The organism is Pseudomonas parafulva, from assembly GCF_002021815.1.
GTDB classification, from domain to species: Bacteria; Pseudomonadota; Gammaproteobacteria; order Pseudomonadales; family Pseudomonadaceae; genus Aquipseudomonas; species Aquipseudomonas parafulva_B.
Window position 1 is genome coordinate 1083398 of record NZ_CP019952.1, and the last position, 18932, is coordinate 1102329.

Below are 18932 nucleotides of genomic sequence, written 5' to 3' on the forward strand. Positions count from 1 at the left end.
TTCAAGCTTCTCAGGCTGCCCTGGGGTTTGAGCTTCGCAACGAACATTGCCGAGGCGCCGGACCGGCCCCTTTCAGTCATCGCTCGCTGAACCTTCCGCGCGCCAGTAGGCGGCGGCTTTGAGGGCGTCTTGAGCTACGCCTTTGCTGATCAGCAGCGTCTTGACCTCACGCGTCAGGCTCTTTTCCAGCGCCACCCAGGCGTACAAGGCCCCTTCGGGTAATGGCAAAGCCTCGACCGTGGCCACCAGGTCGTCCCGCCCCCGTACCGACCAGATCACGTCCACCTGCGCCTGGCTCGGCAAGGGCTGACGCTCCTGCTCATCGTGAACCTGGATGACGGCCACCACCCGTCGCCCCGCAGGCAGGGCTTCAAGACGGCGGCCGATGGCGGGCAAGGCGGTTTCATCGCCGATCAGCAGGTAGGCATCGAAAATGTCCGGGACCACCATCGAGGCGCGCGGCCCGGCGATATCCAGGGTTTGCCCCGGTGCCGCTTGCGCCGCCCAGGTCGAAGCAGGGCCATCGCCGTGCAGCACGAAGTCGATGTCCAGTTCGTTGGCCTGCAAGTCGATGCGCCGGGGGGTGTATTCGCGCATGATGGGCCGCTCGCCACCTTCCCGACCCAGTGCCCGGGCATCAATGGCTTGCTGCTGCTCGGCAGTCTCGGCAAACAGCAGCTTGATATGGTCATCCGTGCCTAGGCTGATGAAGCCCTGCAGCTCAGCGCCGCCCAATGTCACGCGCCGCATTCGCGGGGTCAGGTCGGTCACGCGCAGCACGTTCAGGCGGCGCTGGCGAATCTCGTGGTTGACGCGGTGAATGGCTTCACTCATCGACGCTCTCCTGGTCAGGGGCATGGGGGCCGCCAGCAATGGCCTTGGCGGTTACGTTGAGCAGGTCGCGGACTCGCTCGATTTCCTCGGGTGTCCAGCGGCCATGGTGCATGTGCAAGGCGTGGCGCAGATTGCCCACGGCCTCGTGAATCTCAGCAGGGCGGTCGTGGCCCCGCAGGGCATGCTTGCTGACTTCGATACGCACGCGTAACCCGTCCAGTGCCACGGCCTGCTCGGTCAAGGCGCTGCGACCCGTGTCGGTAATGGTGTACAGCCGCTTGCTGCCTTGAGGTTGGCCCTGGATGAGTTCGGCCTCCTCCAGAAAGTTGAGCGTGGGATAGATCACACCTGGGCTTGGCGTATAGCTGCCTTCGAAGCGCTTTTCGATTTGCCTGATCAGGTCGTAACCGTGTCCTGGCTGTTCGCCCAACAGTGAGAGCAGCAGTAGTTTCAGATCGCCCGGGGCGAACACCCGAGGGCCGCGTTCGCCGCGGCCGGGTTTGCGTTCGAAGTACTCAGAATCGCGCATGCTGGAAAGTGCCTGTTTAAGATATATCTCAAGATAGTACTCAAGATGTATCTTCGGCAAGCCACAAATGCTGATGATTCTTATCTACCCGTTCGATACATCCTCAGGTGAACCAGCGACGGCGTTTGACCGCTGTGGGGGGATGCATTCGTTAGGGTTGCCAGGCTGCAAGTACGGCATGAGGATCGGCGCCATGCCCTTGAGCACCTGCACCGGTAACGCAGACGTGAACTTGAAGGCCTCCGCCGAGCGCCCAGGCACGAAGGCGGTCAAGGTGCCGAAGTGGTTGTCGCCTAGGAAGAACACGAACGTCGCGGTGCGGTTCAGCGACCGTGACCCTATCAGGCGGCCCCCGGCGCCAAAGCTTTCGATGCGGTTGTCGCCCGTTCCGGTCTTGCCGCCCATGACCAGAGGCGTGCCGTCCTTGAGCATGAAGCTGCCGGAGATGCGCCGCGCGGTACCCGCGTCCACCACTTGCGACATGGCGCCCTTGAGGGCTCGCGCCACTTCGACCGGCAGTATCCGCACACCACGGTCCGGGTCGCTGATCAGTTTGGTTTCGTAGGGCGTATCCGCTGCAAAGTGCAGGGTATCGATGCGCAGTGTCGGCAGCCGTACTCCGTCGTTCTGGATGATGCCCACCAGTTCGGAAAGCGCGGCAGGCCGGTCACCGGAGCTGCCAATAGCGGTCGCCAGCGACGGGACCAGGTGATCGAAGGGATAGCCGACCCGCTTCCAGCGCTGGTGAATGTCGAGAAACGCCTCGATTTCCACCATGGTCCGGATGCGGCTGTCCCGTGCGCCCTGGTGGCGGCTCTTGAACAGCCAGCTGTAGACCTCCTGGCGCTCGAAGCGACTGGCGTTGATCATTTCGCTCAAGGTCGATGCCGGATGCTTGAGCAAATAACCCAGCAGCCACAGGTCCAGCGGGTGAACCTTGGCGATGAAGCCCTGGTCAGGTAGGTTGTACCGCCCCGGGCCGTAGGCATCGTACATCTGTACCAGTCGATCGTCGGTCAGTTTGCTTTGTGCGAGCTTGCTGTCTTTGCTATGGGCCCGTACGAAGGCATTGAACGTGGCCTGGCCGGCCTCGGGGAACAGGTAGCGGTGCACGGCCGCCAGACGTTGGGGGGTCACGCGCATACTGTCGAGGAAGGTGTCCAGGCGTTGCTGCGAGGTCTTGCGCTGGTACTTGCGCCAGAAACGCATCAGGTAGCTGGTCCCTTCCTTGTCGGCGAACTTTGCCAGGTACTCCTGTCGGCGCGGGTCAGCATCATCCTTGAGCAGCGGCACCGCGTTCAGTGGCTGCTGATAGGTGACGTAGCGCACCACGTCGCGCATCAGGCGGATGAACGGCAGGTTGATCGATTCGCGCAGGGCGTCCTTGAGGGTAGGGTTGCGGCCGTTGTCTTCCTTGCGGAAGTTGTTGAACACGTGCATACCGCCCCCGGTGAAGAACGATTCTCCGGTACTGGCCGAGTACTTGCGCTCAAGGGCGGCATCGAGCATGGCATCCAGGCTCTGGTTTTTGCTGTTTTGCATCAGCCAGCCCAGTGACCAGCGGCTGATGACATCCAGGTCGGCGACCTCGACGTTCTTCAACTCGGCCACAGGCTTGCCGGCGTACTTGTCATGCAGCTCGGCGACGATTTCCAGGTAAGTGGTCAGCACCCGAAGCTTGGCGGTGGACCCCAGTTCCAGCTTGCTGCCTTCGTTGATGTCGAAGGGTTGGTCAGTGCTGTCCGTCTGTACCCGCACGCGTGAGCCATCGGCCGTGCGTTCGAACAGGGTGAAACTGTAGCTGACCTGGTCGGTGGTTTTGGCGGTCAGCAGACGTTCGCCGATCAGGCCGATCTGCGCGGCAAAGGCCGGGTCGGCCAGATGCTTGAGGTACTCGCTGACTTGCAGCTGCAAGTCAGCCTGCAAGGTGCTGGTGGCAGAAAGGTCCAGGCGATCGAGGTCGTACAGCGGGCGGTTGAGCATGGCCGAAAGACGGTTGCGGGCCAGGCTGATGCCCTTGTTGGTGACGATCGGCACGATGGTCGGCTGCGCGACCCAGTCACGGTAGACAGCCTTGCTGGCCAATGCGGCATCGGCCAGCGCCTGAGGGATGATCTGGTTCGCGGCCAGCACCCGGACATGGGCGTCGGTCAGCTCGGCGAGTTCGAGGCGCCCTTTGGAGAGGTAGTGCGAGGGCCGGCGCTGGGCGATCATCAACGACAGCACCTGACGCAGCGCAAGGCCACGGGCCGCCAAGCTCTGTGCGTCCGTGGCGGTGTCATTGAGCGCTTTGTTGACTTGCTCGAAGTCTGCCCCGTACCACACGCGCAGGCCTTCGGCCATACCGTGCACCTCTCCATGACCCGGCACGGCGGACAGCGGCACGCTGTTGAGGTAGTCACGCACGATGCGCTGGCGCGCCTCGGTGGTGTCCGGCCCGCCCTGGTAGGCGCGCACGCTGGCAGAAATCATCTGCCTGATCTTCTCGGCGCCCGACACGGTCAACCCGTCAGGTGAATGGCGATACTTCTCCAGCTGGGTAGCCAGGGTACTGCCACCGGCAGATTGGCCAGGCAGGGCCAGGTAGCGCGCGATCTGGCTGTAGGCCGCCTTGGCGAAACGGGGCCAGTCCACCGCCGGGTTGTTGCGCGGATCACGGGTATCGAGCAGGTCGCGGTTCTCGATGAACAGCAAGCTGTTGACCACCACCGAGGGAATCGAGGCGAAGTCCGGGTACAGGTATTGGGGATACTGATACTGGTACAGCATGTCGCCCCGGCAATCGGTGATCGCCAGGCCTGCCTGGACCTTTTCGATGTAGGGCGCGAACAGCCCATGATCGACGTAGTTGACCAGCGCCGGCGAGAACCGCACTTGTTGGCTGATCAGGTAATCGCGCTTGAGCAGGCGGGGCAGGAACTCGCCGAGCGAGCTGTAGCCCAGGCGCTTGTCGAACGGCCCTTCGCCTGGGTACACGATCGAATCGCTGGGGCCGGGCTGCAGCGAGTAAGTCAAGGTGCTTGCCAGCTTGCTGAACTCGCGCGATTGCAGCTCGGAGGTGCGGAATTCTTCATAGGCCGCGAAGCCGACCGTGCCAGCTGCCACCAGCAGAATCAGGATGATCAGGCGCCACCATAGCCGGCGCTGACGAGGGGACTTGGGTTCTGGCGTCTCGGCAGGCGTTTGTGCGGGGGCTTGCTTGGTGTTTGGTTCCGTTTGCCACAGTGCGCCCATAATCGTCTATCCAACCAGGTATTTTCATCTTGCTTGCCTGGAGCTTAGACGTTGCGCCGGGTATGTGAAAATTTTGTGGAAACTGCGCAATAAAGCGGGTGCGCGGCTTGGCCGCGCTCAAGCATTCAGGCGGCTACCTCGCTGTTGGGCTCGAAGCTGTCCGCCCGGGCCAGTTGCCACATACGCGAATAGAATTGCCCATCGACCTCGCCGGTCAGTAGCTCGCCGGGCTTTAGGAACACATGCATTTGCGAGAACAGCTTGATCTCGGTGGCTGAAATGCGGCGTACCAAGTGCTTGGCTTCGAGCTGCGACGGGTGTTCCAGCCCGGCAGCAGCCAGCATTTCGGCCAAGGCACGCAGGGTGTTGCGATGGAAGTTGAGCACCCGTTCGGCTTTGTCCGGCACCACCAGGGCACGCTGGCGCAGCGGATCCTGCGTGGCCACGCCGGTGGGGCACTTGTTGGTGTGGCAACTCTGGGACTGGATGCAGCCGATGGCGAACATGAACCCCCGCGCAGCATTGGCCCAGTCCGCACCGATGGCCAGGACGCTGGCAATGTCGAAGGCGCTGACGATCTTGCCGCTGGCACCGAGCTTGATCTTGTCGCGAAGGTTCAAGCCCACCAAGGTGTTGTGCACGAACAACAGGCCTTCGCGCAGCGGCACACCGATATGGTCGGTGAACTCCACGGGGGCGGCCCCGGTGCCGCCTTCCTTGCCATCGATCACGATGAAGTCGGGCAGGATGCCGGTTTCCAGCATGGCTTTGGCAATGCCCATGAATTCCCACGGGTGACCCAGGCAGAGCTTGAACCCCACCGGTTTGCCGCCCGACAGCTCACGCAGTTGGGCGATGAACTGCATCATTTCGATGGGTGTTGAAAACGCGCTGTGCCGCGACGGCGAGACGCAGTCTTCGCCCAGCGGCACGCCGCGGGTGTCGGCAATTTCCTGGGTGACCTTGTGCTTGGGCAGAATGCCGCCATGCCCAGGCTTTGCGCCCTGGCTCATCTTGACCTCGATCATGCGCACCTGCGGGCTGCGCGCCTGCGCGGCAAATGCCTGCGGATCGAAACGACCGTCCGAGGTACGGCACCCGAAATACCCGCTGCCCAGTTCCCATACCAGGTCGCCGCCGTGCTCGCGATGGTAGGGGCTGATGCTGCCCTCACCGGTGTCGTGGTGAAAGTTGCCCAGCTTCGCGCCTTGGTTCAACGCGCGAATGGCGTTGGCGCTGAGCGAGCCAAAACTCATGGCGGAGATGTTGAAGATCGAGGCTGAGTACGGCTGGCTGCACTGCGGGCCGCCGATGGTGATGCGAAAGCTCGCCGGGTCAGCCAGAGGCGCCGGGCGCATGGAGTGACCGATGAACTCGAAGCCCGACGCGTAGACGTCGATCAGGGTGCCGAACGGCTTGTCCGAGACCTGGTTCTTGGCCCGGGAATAGACCAGCGAGCGCTGGGCACGGGAGAAGGGCAGGGCGTCGCTGTCTGCTTCGAGCAGATACTGGCGGATTTCCGGGCGAATGGTTTCCACCAGGTAGCGAATATTGCCCAGGATCGGGTAGTTGCGACGCACGGCGTGGCGTTTTTGCAACAGGTCGAACAGGCCTATCAGGCTGAGCAAGCCTGTTGTCAGGGTGAACGGCCAAAGCCAGTGGTGATGAATCAATGGCAGGGTGGCCAGGGTAAACACGATGCAGACGGCGAACACCGCATAACGGCTGAGAAGTGACAGGCTCATACAGGGTCCTTGCGATGGCTCGGTCAGGCTCACGGCCTGGGGTGAGCCCCGACCATAGCCAACTTGTCCGTCGCTGCAAAGGCCGTGTCGCGCAGCAGCAGCTGTCGCCACAGCGTTTGCTGCGCTGCGCAAGCTTCGACCAGATAGACGTAGCGCTTGCCCACCCGCGCAGCCACCGGTACGCCGTCGCGGTAGAGCAGTCGGTTGCCGCTGGTGGCCGGTACCTTGGCCCCCGGCAGCAACGTGCCGATCAAGTTCAGCGGATCGCTGGCACTGACCAGAACCAACGTGCCGTCCGCCGCTTGCCGGCGAACCTGGCGCAGCATGGCCACGGCCTCGGGCAAGGCGAACTGCTCGCCGGACAACCCGGCAATGAAGCGCCCACCCCGGATTTCCCCACGCGCCTCCAGGCGCTGGTAGCAGCGCAGCAGGTCACGCCAGGGCGGCAACACATCGCTCTCACGCGCCAGCAGGCGCCAGCACATCACCCCGTAGCGCTGCAGCAGCAGGCGAGCGATGCTTTCGATGTGCTGATCCTGATCCGGCGCGGCTTCGCTGCGCGGCAGCAGGGCCCAGCGCCCTGCATAAGCCATGCTGTTGGACAAGGGCAGGTGACCGAAGCGCGGCCGACGCGCGGTGCGCCGGGCGGCCGGCGCGATCAGGCTACGCAGCCCGGTGAAGCTGTCGGCATTGGCCAGGCCAGCGCCAACCAGCGCCTGCAAGGCCGTTTCCAGTTCGCTGGGGAGCAGGCGGGCCTCTTGGGCCAGCTCGTCGAAAAACAGTGCACCCCGGGTTTTCAGGGCGTCATGCACCCGCTGGGCACGTGGTCCCAAGGTGTCGAGGCACGGGGGTGGGGCCAGGCTTCGCCACAGCTGCAGGTGTTCGCGAGGCAGCAACACCACGGGCGTGCTGGCCACCGTGCTGGCTGACACGGTACTTGCCAACCGGCTCCAGGCGAACTGCCCGCTGCGGCAGGCCTCGTCGAGCCAGCTGGGGCTGTAATCGCGCACGCGTGCAGGCAGCACTTCGGCTTCCCACGCCCCGGCCGCACTTGGAAACCCCTGCAGTTGGGCCAGCACAACAGGCAGCGCCTGCGGCCCTTGCAACCGTTGCCCCGGATCAAGGTGTTGCCAGTGGAACAGGAAACGCATGAAGTCCTGCAGGCTGACCGGCTCGATCTCCCGGCGCAGACGTTTGACGGTATAGCGGTGGATACGCGCCAGCAGGTGGCGTTCGCACCATTGAGTGTCAATTGCATCTGGGCTGAAATGCCCCCTGAGCACATGGCCTTGGGCCTCGAGCCGGGCCAATGCCTGCTCCACATCAGCGATGGACTTGCCCAGCGGCGTCGCAAGCTGGGCAACGGTGGCAGGCCCATGACCGCTGAGCCGGGCACGCAGCAGTTCGGGCAGCGCCAGGTCATGGTCCACTGGCTGATCGAAGCCTGGCAGTGGCTCGACCACGGGCGCCAGGCGGCAATCGGGGTAGACGGCTTTCAACAGCGTCAGGCGCTCACGGGCCAGCCACAACTTCTGCTCGGGCAGGTAGACGGCTCGGCCCCGCTTGGCAAGCTGATCAAGCAGCGTACGCCAGCGTGCGCCTGCCTGAGCTTCGGGCTGGCTGATGGCGCCCAGGCTCATGAGCGCTTCATGCATTTCATCTGCGTTGATCGGCTGCGGCCAGGCCTCGGCTGCCACTGCCGCAATGGCGTCCGCATCCAGCGCACCCAGCTCATCACCTGACTGCACATCCGCCCAGCGGCGATTGAGCACCGCCTGGGTACGGCGCTCTTCGAGCGGGGCGTCATCCAGAAAGGTGTAGGGCCTGGCGTTGAGAATGGCTGACGCCAGCGGCGAGGGCGCCGGCAGGTCGCGCGCCAGCAGGCGCACGGCACCGCTTTCCATGCGCCGCAGCAACGCCAGCCAACCGTCGCAATCCATGGCGTCGTGCAGGCAATCGTCGAGGGTCTGACGAACCAGCGGGTGGTCCGGTACGTGCCGTTCGCCGGACAGATTTTCAAGGCAGGCGATCTGATCGGGAAACACCGAGGCGATCAGGTCTTCGCTCTTCATGCGCTGGATCTGCGGTGCAACCTTGCGACCACCGGCAAAGCGCGGCAAGGCCATGGCCACACCCGCGTTCCAGCGCCAGCGGACACCGAACAGCGGGGCATCGAGCACAGCCTGGATCAGCACCTGCTCGGCGCTGCGGCTGTCGAGGTAGCGCCACACCTCGTCGAGGGCAAAGCTGTGGCTGGTAGACAGCGACAGCACGATGGCATCTTCACTGGCTGCCGCTTGCAGCTCGACATTGAAGGTACGGCAGAACCGCTTGCGCAGGGCCAAACCCCAGGCGCGGTTGATGCGGCTACCGAACGGCGAATGAATGATAAGCTGCGTGCCGCCTGACTCGTCGAAGAAACGCTCCATCACCAGGGTGTCCTGGGAGGGCAGGGCGCTCAATACCTGCTGGGTGCGGGCCAGGTAGTCCAGCAACTGCTCGGCACAGCTGGCGTCCAGTTCGAATGTGGCTTGCAGCCAGGCCAGCACATGCGCCAGCGAGCCATCGGCGTGTTGCAGGCGCTCATCGATCTGCCCTTGCAGCCTGGCCACGGCGGCGCTGAGCTCGCGGCTGCGGCCAGGGGCTTCGCCCAGCCAGAACGGAATCGTGGGGGGCTGGCCGTGGGCGTCTTCGACCCGGACCCGCCCGGCCTCCACGCGCAGGATGCGATAAGACGCGTTGCCTAGCTGGAAGATGTCGCCAGCAATGCTCTCCACGGCAAAGTCTTCGTTGACGCTGCCGATGTTCAGCGCCTGAGGTTCGAGCACGACGGCGTAGTCGGCGTTGTCGGGAATCGTCCCGCCACTGGTCAAGGCGGTGAGTTGGCTGCCACGGCGCCCTCGCACCATGGCGCTGACGGCATCACGGTGCAGGTAGGCGCCGCGCACGCCCTGGCGGCCGTTGTAGCCTTCGGCAAGCATGCCAAGCAAGGCGTCGTAATCTTCGTACGCCAACGTTTCGAACGGCATGGCCTGGCGCAGGCAGTCGAACAGCGCTCGCTCGTGCCAGGGCTGGTTGCTGGCCTCGGCGACGATCTGCTGGGCCAGCACATCCAGCGGGGCCTTCGGTACCTGCACTTCATCCAACTCGCCGCGGCGCACGCAATCGAGCAGCGCCACGCACTCGATCAAGTCGTCTCGCGATGTCGCGAACAGCCGTCCTTTGGGCACCCCGTCCACCTGATGTCCTGCACGCCCCACGCGCTGCAGGAACGCTGCGATCGAGCCGGGTGAGGCGATCTGGCACACCAGGTCGATGTCGCCGATGTCGATGCCAAGTTCCAGCGAGGCCGTGGCCACCAGCACCTGCAGCTCGCCCGCCTTCAGGCGCTGCTCGGCGCTCAGGCGCCTTTCCTTGGAAAGGCTGCCGTGGTGAGCGGCCACCGCAGCCGCGCCCAACCGATCGCTCAAGTGACGGGTGATGCGCTCGGCCAGCCGCCGGGTGTTGACGAACACCAAGGTGGTGCGATGCGCACGGGCCAGTTCGGCCAGACGATCGTACACCAGCCCCCAGGCATCCTGGTCGAGCACCGCCCCCAGTGGCACCGGCGGGATTTCGATGGCCAGGTCACGCTGGCGGGCGTGCCCCACATCGACGATGGCACAGGCGCGCCCGCTGCCCACCAGAAACTGCGCCACCCGCTCGACCGGACGCTGGGTAGCAGACAGGCCGATGCGTCGCAGCGGACGGTCGCACAACGCTTGCAGGCGTTCGAGGGTCAGCGCCAGGTGGCAACCGCGCTTGTTGCCGGCCAGGGCATGGATCTCATCGACGATGACTGTGTGCACCGTACGCAGGCCTTCACGCCCAGAGGCCGAACCCATCAGCACGTACAGGGACTCAGGGGTCGTGACCAGAATATGCGGTGCCTGTTTGCGCATGGCGATGCGTTCTTTCTGGGGCGTATCACCAGTGCGCACCGCCGTGGTGATGGTGGGGGCTGCGTGCCCTTGCGCCTGGAGTGTGCGCTGGATGCCCTCCAGCGGTATTTGCAGGTTCAAGCGGATGTCGTTGGACAGGGCTTTCAAAGGCGATACGTAGACGACCTGCGTGTGGGCGGGCAATGTGCCGCCCTGCTCCAGCCCTTGGCGAAACAGCCGGTCGAGCACCGCCAGAAACGCACTGAGCGTCTTGCCTGAGCCGGTCGGCGCTGCCAGCAGCACGGACTGACCGGCCTGGATGAGCGGCCAGGCCTGAGCCTGGGCATCGGTCACCGACGGATAACGGCCTGAGAACCAGGCCGCAACGCCTGGATGGAACAGCTCGAATACGGGATGGTTGGCGGCAGGAAGCGTCATTGGGAAGGTTATGAAGGGTCCCGGCCGGGTTGGCAAGTGGCCATTCGTCGGCCCACGTCCAAACCTGGCAGTGGCCTTGTCACGGCTGGGGAGGCATGGGATGCTCGCCGCCCATTTTCAGGGAGATCACCCATGGCCAATACCATCCGCATTGCCGCCGCCTTATTGCTGGACTCGCAAGGTCGCACGCTGCTGGTGCGCAAGCGCGGCACTCAGGCATTCATGCAGCCGGGCGGCAAGATCGATGCCGGAGAAACCCCGGTTCAAGCGTTGGCCCGTGAGCTGCACGAGGAACTGGGCCTGCAGATCGACCCCGCCAAGGCCGTGCGCCTTGGTCAGTTCAGCGCTCCGGCAGCCAATGAGCCAGGGTTCGAGGTGCAGGCCGAGTTGTTCCGGGTGGACTGCGCGGCATCAGTAATGCCGGCGGCCGAAATCGAGGAGATCACTTGGTTGGCCGCTGACCAGACGCCAGAAATGCCCCTGGCGCCCCTGACCCGTGACCTGATCCTGCCGCTGTACCGCCAGTTGCTCAGCGCACCGCACTGACCCCGTCGAGGGTGGCGAACGAAGTGTCTTTGGCCGTCAGCAGAAAATCGCGCATATAGGGTGCATCTAGCATGTCGGTGCGCACGGCAGCGTAGAGTGTTGCGAACAGGCCTTTTTCGCCCAGGCGCTTGCCTTTGACGTAACCGCGCGAGCTGTATTCGTGCAAGGCCCAATGGGGCATGCCGCACACGCCGCGGCCGCTGGCCACCAACTGCATCATCATGACCGTAAGCTCCGAGGTGCGTACGGCCGCAGGCTCGATGTCGGCTGGCTCCAGGAAGCGGGTGAAGATGTCCAGACGGTCACGCTCCACCGGATAGGTGATCAGGGTCTGGTCCGCCAGGTCCTGGGGCACCATGTAGGGTTTGCTGGCCAACGGATGTTGGTTGGCCACCGCCAGCATGGCTTCGTAGGTGAACAGGGGAACGTAGGTAATGCCGGCCAAGTCCAGGGGATCGGAGGTCACCACCAGGTCCAGGTCACCACGGGCCAAGGCGGGCAGGGGCGCGAACGCGAAGCCTGAGGCCAGGTCCAGTTCCACTTCAGGCCAGGCATCACGGAACTGATCGATGGTGGGCATCAGCCACTGGAAGCAGCTGTGGCATTCGATAGCCATGTGCAAGCGACCGGCAGTGCCGCCGGCCAGTCTGGCGATATCCCGCTCGGCGCCACGCAGCAGGGGGAGCGTGGCGTCGGCCAGTTGCAGCAGGCGCAGCCCTGCGCTGGTGAAGCGAATGGGCTTGCTCTTGCGCACGAACAACGTCAGGCCCAGGCGCTCTTCCAGTTCCTTGAACTGGTGGGACAAGGCCGACTGGGTCAGGTGCAGCCGCTCGGCCGCTTCGACCAGGCTGTCTGCTTCACGCAGGGCATGAAGGGTTTTCAGGTGGCGGATCTCCAGCACAGCTAACTCCGAGGGTAGGGCTGAGGGTAAACATCTTGGAGTTGAGTTTCCCTCATGTTACCGCCGCTGTCGACTGTGCCTTGCCCATTGACTGATCTATTGCGGCGCCTCGGTCCATCAACCCAGACCGTATTTCTTGACCTTGTCGAACAACGTGGTCTTCGCCATGCCCAGCTCCTGGCTGGCCTGGCTCAGGTTGCCCCCGGTGCGCTGCAAGGCGTCACTGAGCAGGTTGCGCTCGAAGGCCTCCACGGCCTCGGCAAAGCCCAGCCCTTGGCTGCTGGTGCCCGTGGGGCCTTTCTTGAACGCGGGCAGCCCTAGTGCATAGCGTTCGGCCACATTGCGCAGTTCGCGCACGTTGCCTGGCCAGTCATGGGCCATCAGCCGTGACAGCGTCTGGCTGTCCAGGGTGGGCGTCTCCCGGTCGAACCGCAGCGCCGATTGCTGCAGGAAGTGCTCGAACAGCTGCAGGATGTCTTCGCGGCGTTCGCGCAGCGGTGGCAGTTCGAGGGTCACCACGTTCAGGCGGTAATACAGGTCGCTGCGAAACTGCCCGCTCTGACCCAGGCTGTCGAGGTCGGCCTTGGTCGCCGCGATGAGCCGGCAATCCACTGGAATGCTCTGGTTCGAGCCGAGCCGTTCCAGGGTGCGCTCCTGGAGCACCCGCAACAGTTTGATCTGAAGGTTGATCGGCATGCTTTCCACTTCATCGAGAAACAGCGTGCCGCCGTTGGCGTGCTCGATCTTGCCGATACGCCGTTTGCCAGCACCGGTGAAGGCGTTGGCTTCATGGCCAAATATCTCGCTTTCGAACAGGTTCTCGGGCAGGCCACCGCAATTCAATGCCACGAAGGGCTGGCCCTGGCGACGGCTGAAGTCATGCAGGCAGCGGGCCACCAGTTCCTTGCCGGTGCCTGTCTCACCCTCGATCAGCACATTGGCGGAGGTATCGGCCACGTTGGCGATCAGTTCGCGTAGGTGCTGCATGGCGGGCGAACGACCGATGATGCGCCCCTCCAGGCTGCTCTGCCCGGCAAGCTGGCGGCGCAGCGCCGAGACTTCACGGGACAGGCCGCGTTGCTCGAGCGCACGGCGCACCACATCGACCAGCCGCTCGGGAGAGAAGGGCTTTTCCATGAAGTCATACGCGCCGTTGCGCATGGCGCCGACGGCCATGTCGATATCACCGTGCCCGGTGATCAATACCACCGGCAGGCTGCGGTCGCGCGCCTTGAGACGGTTGAGCAGTTCCAGGCCGTCGATACCCGGCAAGCGAATGTCGCTGACCACGATGCCGGCAAAGTCATCGCCAATGCGCTCGAGCGCCTGTTCGGCACTGCCTACGCCTTCGCAACCGATGTCCTCCAGCGCCAGTGCCTGCTGGCACCCAAGAAGGACATGGGGGTCGTCTTCGACGATCAGAACGGTAAGGGGCGCTTGGGTCATGGAGAGTCTGCCGATTCGCTGGGGGTGGAGGCCAAGGGCAGGATCAGCACGAAAGCTGTGCCGCCGCTGGCAGGGTGCTCGACACTGAGGCTGCCCTTGGCGGCCGCAGCAAGGCTAGCCGAGAGGGTCAGGCCCAGGCCAAGGCCATTGTCGCCCGGCTTGGTGGTGAAGAACGGTTCGAAAAGATGCTTGCGTGCCTCTGGATCGATGCCATGGCCGTTGTCGCGCACCTGCAAGCGGTATTTATCCCCCTGCAGTTCGCCTTCGAGCCACAAGGCCGGTTGGGGCTGGACAGCCATGGCATCCAGGGCGTTGCCGATGAGGTTGACCAGGATCTGCTCCAGCCGGGTCTGGTCGATGGCCAACTGCAGGTCCTGGTAATGGCGGTGCACCTGCAGGTGGCTGCTGTTGATCCGTTCTGCCAGCACCTGCAGGCTGGCTTCGACCGCCTTGGCCACCGCGGCCTGGCCGCTGTCGTCACTGCGTCGGGCGAATGAACGCAGGCTGGCGGTGATGCGGCCCATGCGGTCGACCAGGCCATTGATGGTACGCAGATTGGTACTGGCGGTCTCCAGTGCGCCGCGTTCGATGAACCGAACGGTGTTGCCCGACAAGGTACGCAGCGCCGCCAAGGGTTGATTGAGTTCGTGGGCGATACTGGTGGACATCTGTCCGATGGCTGCCAGCTTGCCAGCCTGAACCAGTTCGTCTTGCGCCTGGCGTAGGGTCTGCTCGGCATGACGGCGCTCGCGTATCTGCCCCTTGAGCCGTTCGTTGCTGGCCCGCAGGTCGGCCGTACGCTCGGCGATGCGGCGCTCGAGCTGGCTATTGGCTTGCTCCAGCGCCTCGCGGGCTGCCAGGCGGGTAGCGATGACTTTGCGTCGCTCGTTCCAGGCGATGCCCAGAATGGTCAGCAAGGCAAACGCCACACCGACCAGGATGCCCTGCACCATGGATTCGCGACGCAGATCCTGAAGCGGCGTGAGCAGCGTAAAGTGCCAGGGTGTATCGACCAGACGACGTGTCTGGGCCAGGTAGGCCACCTCATCGGGGTTGCCCTGGGCCGTTTCGCTGTTGGCCGGGAAGGTCAGCTTTTCTACCCCGTCGGCCAGGGTCTCGCGCCCCAGCGGTTGCAGCTCATTGAGCGGCCACCAGTAGTATTGCAGGCTGCGCGCCAGGCGCTCCTTGGTTTGCGGGGTCAGTGGACGCACCGATTTGAGGCGTCGAGCCGGATCGCTGGAAAGAATGATGATCCCGTTCTCGTCGCTGACGAACGCTTCCAGGCGGGCCCGCTGCCAACGTTCCTCCAGGGTATCGAGACGCACCTTGATCACGGCAACGCCGATGATTTTGCCGTGCTCCTCAAGCCCGTGGGCCAAGTAGTAGCCAGCTTCGCCCGTGGTGCTGCCGATGCCGTAGAAGCGCCCGGGTTCGCCACGCACGGCGGTCTGGAAATACGCGCGAAACGACAGGTCCTCGCCCAGGAACGAGTCGGTATCGCGCCAGTTGCTGGTGGCCTGCACCCGCCCTTGGGTATCGAGCACGAAGATCGCGCGGCTGCGGCTGCGCCGGTTGAGGCCTTCGAGGTATTCGTTGACGGTTTGCCGTGAGCCACCATCAGGGTCTGTCAGCAGGTGCGACACGCTGTCTTCGAGTTCCAGCAGGCTGGGAAGGTAGGTGTACTTGCTGATTTCGCTCTCGACCGTACGCGCATGCAATTCCAACTGGCGCTCGCCATTTTCACTGAGCACGCGTATGCCGTTGCTCTCGCTGATCAGGAACCCGGCCATGCCCAGCCCGATCATCAGCAGGATGATCAGCGGGGGTAACAGCAGTTGGCGAACAAGGCGGGCTTTCACGGCAGGCTTGGCAGGTAACAGGAGCGAGGGGTCGCATTTCATCACAGTGACCTCGTCACGGCCAGCGCCCGCTGCCCGGAAGGGCGGCGGGGCCGAGCGGCTCGATGAGGCAGGATCAGTGCTGAAGGATCTTGCTCAGGAAGTGCTGGGTGCGTTCGTGACGGCCTTCGGGGTTGCCGAAGAAGTCTTCCTTCTGGCAATCCTCGATGATGTGCCCCTTGTCCATGAATATCACGCGGTTGGCCACTTTGCGGGCAAAGCCCATTTCGTGGGTCACGCACATCATGGTCATGCCTTCGTGGGCAAGCTCGACCATCACGTCCAGCACTTCGTTGACCATCTCCGGGTCCAGGGCCGAGGTGGGCTCGTCGAACAGCATGACGATCGGGTCCATGGACAATGCTCGCGCAATGGCGACCCGTTGCTGCTGGCCGCCGGACAACTGCCCGGGGTGCTTCTTGGCGTGGGCACTCAAGCCGACGCGGTCGAGCAGGGCCAGGCCCTTCTTGGTGGCTTCGGCTTCACTGCGGCCCAATACCTTGCGCTGGGCAATGGTCAGGTTTTCGGTGATGGTCAGGTGGGGGAACAGCTCGAAATGCTGGAAGACCATGCCCACGCGCGAGCGCAGTTTGGGCAGGTTGGTCTTGGAATCGGCGATCGAAGTGCCGTCGACCACGATGTCACCTTTCTGGAAAGGCTCCAGCGCGTTCACACACTTGATCAGGGTGGACTTGCCCGACCCCGAAGGCCCGCACACCACCACCACCTCACCTTTCTTGACCTCGGTGCTGCAGTCGGTCAGCACCTGGAAGTCCCCGTACCACTTGTTGACGTTCTTGATGGAAATCATACGGTGATCCTTTTTTGCAGGCGCTTGACCAGCCACGAAGCGGAGAAGCTGATAATGAAGTACACGACGCCGGCGAAGATCAGGAACTCATGGGAGCGCCCGATGATGTCGCCGTTGGAGCGTGCCGAGTTGAGGAAGTCGACCAGGCCTACCGTGTAGACCAGGGACGTGTCCTGGAACAGGATGATGCTTTGCTGCAGCAGCAAGGGCGTCATCTTGCGGAAGGCCTGGGGCAGGATGATCAGGCGCATGGTCTGGCCATAAGTCATGCCCAATGCCTGGGCCGCGCCCATCTGGCCCTTGGAGATCGATTGCACACCGGCACGCACGATTTCGCAGAAATAGGCCGCCTCGAACATCATGAAGGCGACCACGCAGGAGGTGAAGGCCCCCACCGGCGTGTCCTGCCCGGTGATCCAGCGCAGCACGAACGGCACCGCCAGGTAGAACCAGGTGATCACCAGCAACAAGGGGATCGAGCGGAAATAGTTGACGTAGGCGCCGGCCAACCTGGACAGCAGTTTATTCGACGACAGGCGCATCAGCGCCAGCAGGGTGCCCAGCACGATGCCGCCGATGACGCCCATCACCATCAGTTGCAGGGTCATGGCCATGCCATCCCAAAGGGCGGGCAGGGCGGGGATGATTTCGCTGAAATCCAGGTCCATTTACTTGCCCCCTACAGAGATCAGGCCAGGTACCGCCACTTTCTTTTCGACGACGCGCATGAGCAGCATCAGGCCCATGTTGAGGGTGAAGTAGATCAACGTGGCCAAGGTGAACGCTTCAAACAGGTTGGCCGAGAACTCGGCGGTCTGCTTGGTTTGCGCCAGCAGTTCCATCAGGCCGATCAACGAAGCCACCGAGGAGTTCTTGAACACGTTCAAGAATTCGGAGGTGAGTGGCGGGATGATGATGCGGAAGGCCTGTGGTAGCAGCACATTGGTGTAGATCTGCGACAGGCTGAAGCCCATCGCCCGCGCTGCCGATTCCTGGCCACGTGGCAGGGCCTGGATGCCGGTGCGAACCTGCTCGCACACCCGTGCGGCGGTGAACAGGCCCAGGCACACGACCACACTGATCAAGGCCGACGTGGTCGGGTTCAAGTCCTGCTTGAACCATTCCTGCAGCCCCTCTGGCAGCAGGTCCGGCACCAGGAAGTACCAGATGAACAGCTGCACCAGCAAAGGCACGTTGCGGAACAGCTCGACGTAAGCGGTGGCGATACCGGAAACGAGCCGGTTAGGCACGGTACGCATCACGCCCAGGATCGATCCCAGCAGCAAGGCGATGATCCAGGCGGAAATGGCGATGGCGATGGTCCACCCCAGGCCGGTGATGTACCAGTCCAGATAGGTTTCGCTGCCCACGCCAGTGGACTTGAAGAATACGCCCCAGTCCCAGTTGTAATTCATCGGGATTTCCCCTCAGACGATTGTTTCACGGGCACCTTCCAGCTTCCGAGGGCAAACTGCCCTCGGATGAAAGGTTAGACACTAACGGGGAGCCTGCCGGTTTAATTCGCGCCTTGCAGCGCGGCAGGCTCCAGGCTGGGGGTCAGGATTTCTTCTCGTCTGCCGCCTTGTCGGTCGGCTCGGCGATCAGCTTCTTGAGCTCGTCGCTCATCGGGAATTGCAGGTTCAGGCCTTTTGGCGGGATTGGCTGCTGGAACCACTTGTCGTAGCTCTTGTTGACTTCACCGGACTTGAAGTAGCCAACGATCGCATCATCCACGGCCTTCTTGAAGGGCTCATCACCCTTGCGCACCATGCAACCGTAGATTTCATAGGATTGCGGCGTACCGGTGATGACCCAGTCCGACGGCTTGCGAGCCTTGGCCATTTCGCCAGCCAGCAGCGCGTCATCCATCATGAAGGCCACGGCGCGGCCGCTCTCGAGCATGTTGAAGGCTTCACCGTGGTCCTTGGCGGAGATCACGTTCATCTTCATCTGCTTGTCGGCGTTCATGGCCTTGAGAATGCGCTCGGAGGTCGTGCCTGCGGTAGTCACTACGTTCTTGCCAGCCAGGTCTGCGAAGTCCTTGTAGGCCGGCTGACCGTCTTTGACCTTGGTCAGCAGACGGGTGCCAACCTCGAAGATACCCACCGAGAAGCTGACTTGCTGCTGACGCTCGACGTTGTTGGTGGTGGAGCCGCACTCCAGGTCGACGGTGCCGTTCTGCACCAGCGGGATGCGGGTCTGGGAAGTGACCAGGTTATAGCGGACCTTGATGTCGGTACCCAGTTGCTTCTTCAGGGCCTCGACGACGGCCAGCTGGATGTCGTGGGAATAGCCTACAGGCTCTGGCTTGCCGGCCAGGTAGGAAAACGGGATGGAGGAGTCGCGGTGGCCCAAGGTGATGGTGCCTGAATCCTTGATCTTCTTCAGGGTGCCGGTGAGTTCTTCGGCCATGGCCGGCGAAGCGATTACAGCAGCCGCGATGGCGGCGCCCAGCAATTGACGAACGATACGCATCAAATTTTCCTCGACGTGTTTGTTTTTTTTATGGAGCCGTTGGCGGACTCTTTCGTTCAACGGATACGGCAGCTGTTGCATCCGGTTGATGGATATGAGCAGAAGTCGTGCCAAGGTCCGTGAAGCATGTTAGCCCCGCTGAAAGCGAGGGCGTT

At 63.2% G+C, this 18932-nt stretch carries 13 protein-coding genes; 1 reads left to right on the forward strand and 12 read right to left on the reverse strand.

Going from position 1 to position 18932, the window contains the following annotated elements; all coding sequences use genetic code 11:
* Window positions 1-72: 72 nt before the first annotated feature.
* The 5 genes from B2J77_RS04830 to B2J77_RS04850 all read right to left on the reverse strand — a co-directional run bounded on the left by B2J77_RS04830 (window position 73) and on the right by B2J77_RS04850 (window position 10700).
* On the reverse strand, window positions 73-834 hold the full coding sequence (locus B2J77_RS04830) for a siderophore-interacting protein (protein ID WP_078478088.1): 762 nt from the start codon (window positions 832-834) through the stop codon (window positions 73-75).
* The gene (locus B2J77_RS04835; RefSeq protein ID WP_078478089.1) at window positions 827-1363 is read right to left on the reverse strand and encodes a PadR family transcriptional regulator; all 537 of its coding nucleotides are present in this window, start codon (window positions 1361-1363) and stop codon (window positions 827-829) included. Before B2J77_RS04835 ends, B2J77_RS04830 begins: the two co-directional genes overlap by 8 nt.
* An 84-nt stretch (window positions 1364-1447) precedes the next feature.
* Window positions 1448-4597 carry a transglycosylase domain-containing protein gene (locus B2J77_RS04840; protein WP_078478090.1) on the reverse strand — a complete coding sequence of 1050 codons (3150 nt, stop codon included), beginning with the start codon at window positions 4595-4597 and terminating at the stop codon, window positions 1448-1450.
* Window positions 4598-4722: 125 nt separating this feature from the next.
* Window positions 4723-6342, reverse strand: a complete 1620-nt coding sequence (locus B2J77_RS04845) for an FMN-binding glutamate synthase family protein (RefSeq protein ID WP_078478091.1) — start codon at window positions 6340-6342, stop codon at window positions 4723-4725.
* 29 nt (window positions 6343-6371) lie between these two features.
* On the reverse strand, window positions 6372-10700 hold the full coding sequence (locus tag B2J77_RS04850) for a DNA glycosylase AlkZ-like family protein (protein WP_078478092.1): 4329 nt from the start codon (window positions 10698-10700) through the stop codon (window positions 6372-6374).
* A 132-nt stretch (window positions 10701-10832) separates the two neighbouring features.
* Between B2J77_RS04850 and B2J77_RS04855 the strand changes: the two genes are divergently transcribed.
* Window positions 10833-11246, forward strand: a complete 414-nt coding sequence (locus tag B2J77_RS04855; RefSeq protein ID WP_078478093.1) for an NUDIX hydrolase — start codon at window positions 10833-10835, stop codon at window positions 11244-11246.
* Here B2J77_RS04855 and metR read toward each other — a convergent pair.
* The 7 genes from metR to B2J77_RS04890 form a co-directional block, all read right to left on the reverse strand.
* Complete coding sequence (gene metR / locus B2J77_RS04860; RefSeq protein ID WP_023535218.1) at window positions 11230-12147, reverse strand: transcriptional regulator MetR; 918 nt, start codon at window positions 12145-12147, stop codon at window positions 11230-11232. The genes B2J77_RS04855 and metR overlap by 17 nt on opposite strands.
* Window positions 12148-12264: 117 nt before the next feature.
* Complete coding sequence (locus B2J77_RS04865; protein WP_027915364.1) at window positions 12265-13593, reverse strand: sigma-54-dependent transcriptional regulator; 1329 nt, start codon at window positions 13591-13593, stop codon at window positions 12265-12267.
* The gene (locus tag B2J77_RS04870) at window positions 13590-15494 is read right to left on the reverse strand and encodes a sensor histidine kinase (protein WP_058639300.1); all 1905 of its coding nucleotides are present in this window, start codon (window positions 15492-15494) and stop codon (window positions 13590-13592) included. Before B2J77_RS04870 ends, B2J77_RS04865 begins: the two co-directional genes overlap by 4 nt.
* A 73-nt stretch (window positions 15495-15567) precedes the next feature.
* On the reverse strand, window positions 15568-16302 hold the full coding sequence (locus tag B2J77_RS04875) for an amino acid ABC transporter ATP-binding protein (protein WP_058605188.1): 735 nt from the start codon (window positions 16300-16302) through the stop codon (window positions 15568-15570).
* Window positions 16299-16970 carry an amino acid ABC transporter permease gene (locus tag B2J77_RS04880; RefSeq protein ID WP_023535230.1) on the reverse strand — a complete coding sequence of 224 codons (672 nt, stop codon included), beginning with the start codon at window positions 16968-16970 and terminating at the stop codon, window positions 16299-16301. The genes B2J77_RS04875 and B2J77_RS04880 overlap by 4 nt, the downstream gene beginning before the upstream one ends.
* Window positions 16971-17717 carry an amino acid ABC transporter permease gene (locus tag B2J77_RS04885; RefSeq protein ID WP_058605186.1) on the reverse strand — a complete coding sequence of 249 codons (747 nt, stop codon included), beginning with the start codon at window positions 17715-17717 and terminating at the stop codon, window positions 16971-16973. It abuts the gene before it with no gap.
* Between the two features lie 142 nt (window positions 17718-17859).
* Window positions 17860-18777 (reverse strand): glutamate/aspartate ABC transporter substrate-binding protein, encoded by a 918-nt coding sequence (locus B2J77_RS04890; RefSeq protein WP_058639693.1) that lies wholly within the window; start codon window positions 18775-18777, stop codon window positions 17860-17862.
* Window positions 18778-18932: the final 155 nt, after the last annotated feature.

What these genes read in the sequence shown, in the direction of transcription:
- B2J77_RS04845 (WP_078478091.1), bottom strand. Translation starts at nt 6,342, where the DNA reads ATGAGCCTGTCACTTCTCAGCCGTTATGCGGTGTTCGCCGTCTGCATC.
- B2J77_RS04830 (WP_078478088.1), bottom strand. Translation starts at nt 834, where the DNA reads ATGAGTGAAGCCATTCACCGCGTCAACCACGAGATTCGCCAGCGCCGC.
- B2J77_RS04875 (WP_058605188.1), bottom strand. Translation starts at nt 16,302, where the DNA reads ATGATTTCCATCAAGAACGTCAACAAGTGGTACGGGGACTTCCAGGTG.
- B2J77_RS04835 (WP_078478089.1), bottom strand. Translation starts at nt 1,363, where the DNA reads ATGCGCGATTCTGAGTACTTCGAACGCAAACCCGGCCGCGGCGAACGC.
- B2J77_RS04865 (WP_027915364.1), bottom strand. Translation starts at nt 13,593, where the DNA reads ATGACCCAAGCGCCCCTTACCGTTCTGATCGTCGAAGACGACCCCCAT.
- B2J77_RS04880 (WP_023535230.1), bottom strand. Translation starts at nt 16,970, where the DNA reads ATGGACCTGGATTTCAGCGAAATCATCCCCGCCCTGCCCGCCCTTTGG.
- B2J77_RS04855 (WP_078478093.1), top strand. Translation starts at nt 10,833, where the DNA reads ATGGCCAATACCATCCGCATTGCCGCCGCCTTATTGCTGGACTCGCAA.
- B2J77_RS04840 (WP_078478090.1), bottom strand. Translation starts at nt 4,597, where the DNA reads ATGGGCGCACTGTGGCAAACGGAACCAAACACCAAGCAAGCCCCCGCA.
- B2J77_RS04870 (WP_058639300.1), bottom strand. Translation starts at nt 15,494, where the DNA reads ATGAAATGCGACCCCTCGCTCCTGTTACCTGCCAAGCCTGCCGTGAAA.
- B2J77_RS04885 (WP_058605186.1), bottom strand. Translation starts at nt 17,717, where the DNA reads ATGAATTACAACTGGGACTGGGGCGTATTCTTCAAGTCCACTGGCGTG.
- B2J77_RS04850 (WP_078478092.1), bottom strand. Translation starts at nt 10,700, where the DNA reads ATGACGCTTCCTGCCGCCAACCATCCCGTATTCGAGCTGTTCCATCCA.
- B2J77_RS04890 (WP_058639693.1), bottom strand. Translation starts at nt 18,777, where the DNA reads ATGCGTATCGTTCGTCAATTGCTGGGCGCCGCCATCGCGGCTGCTGTA.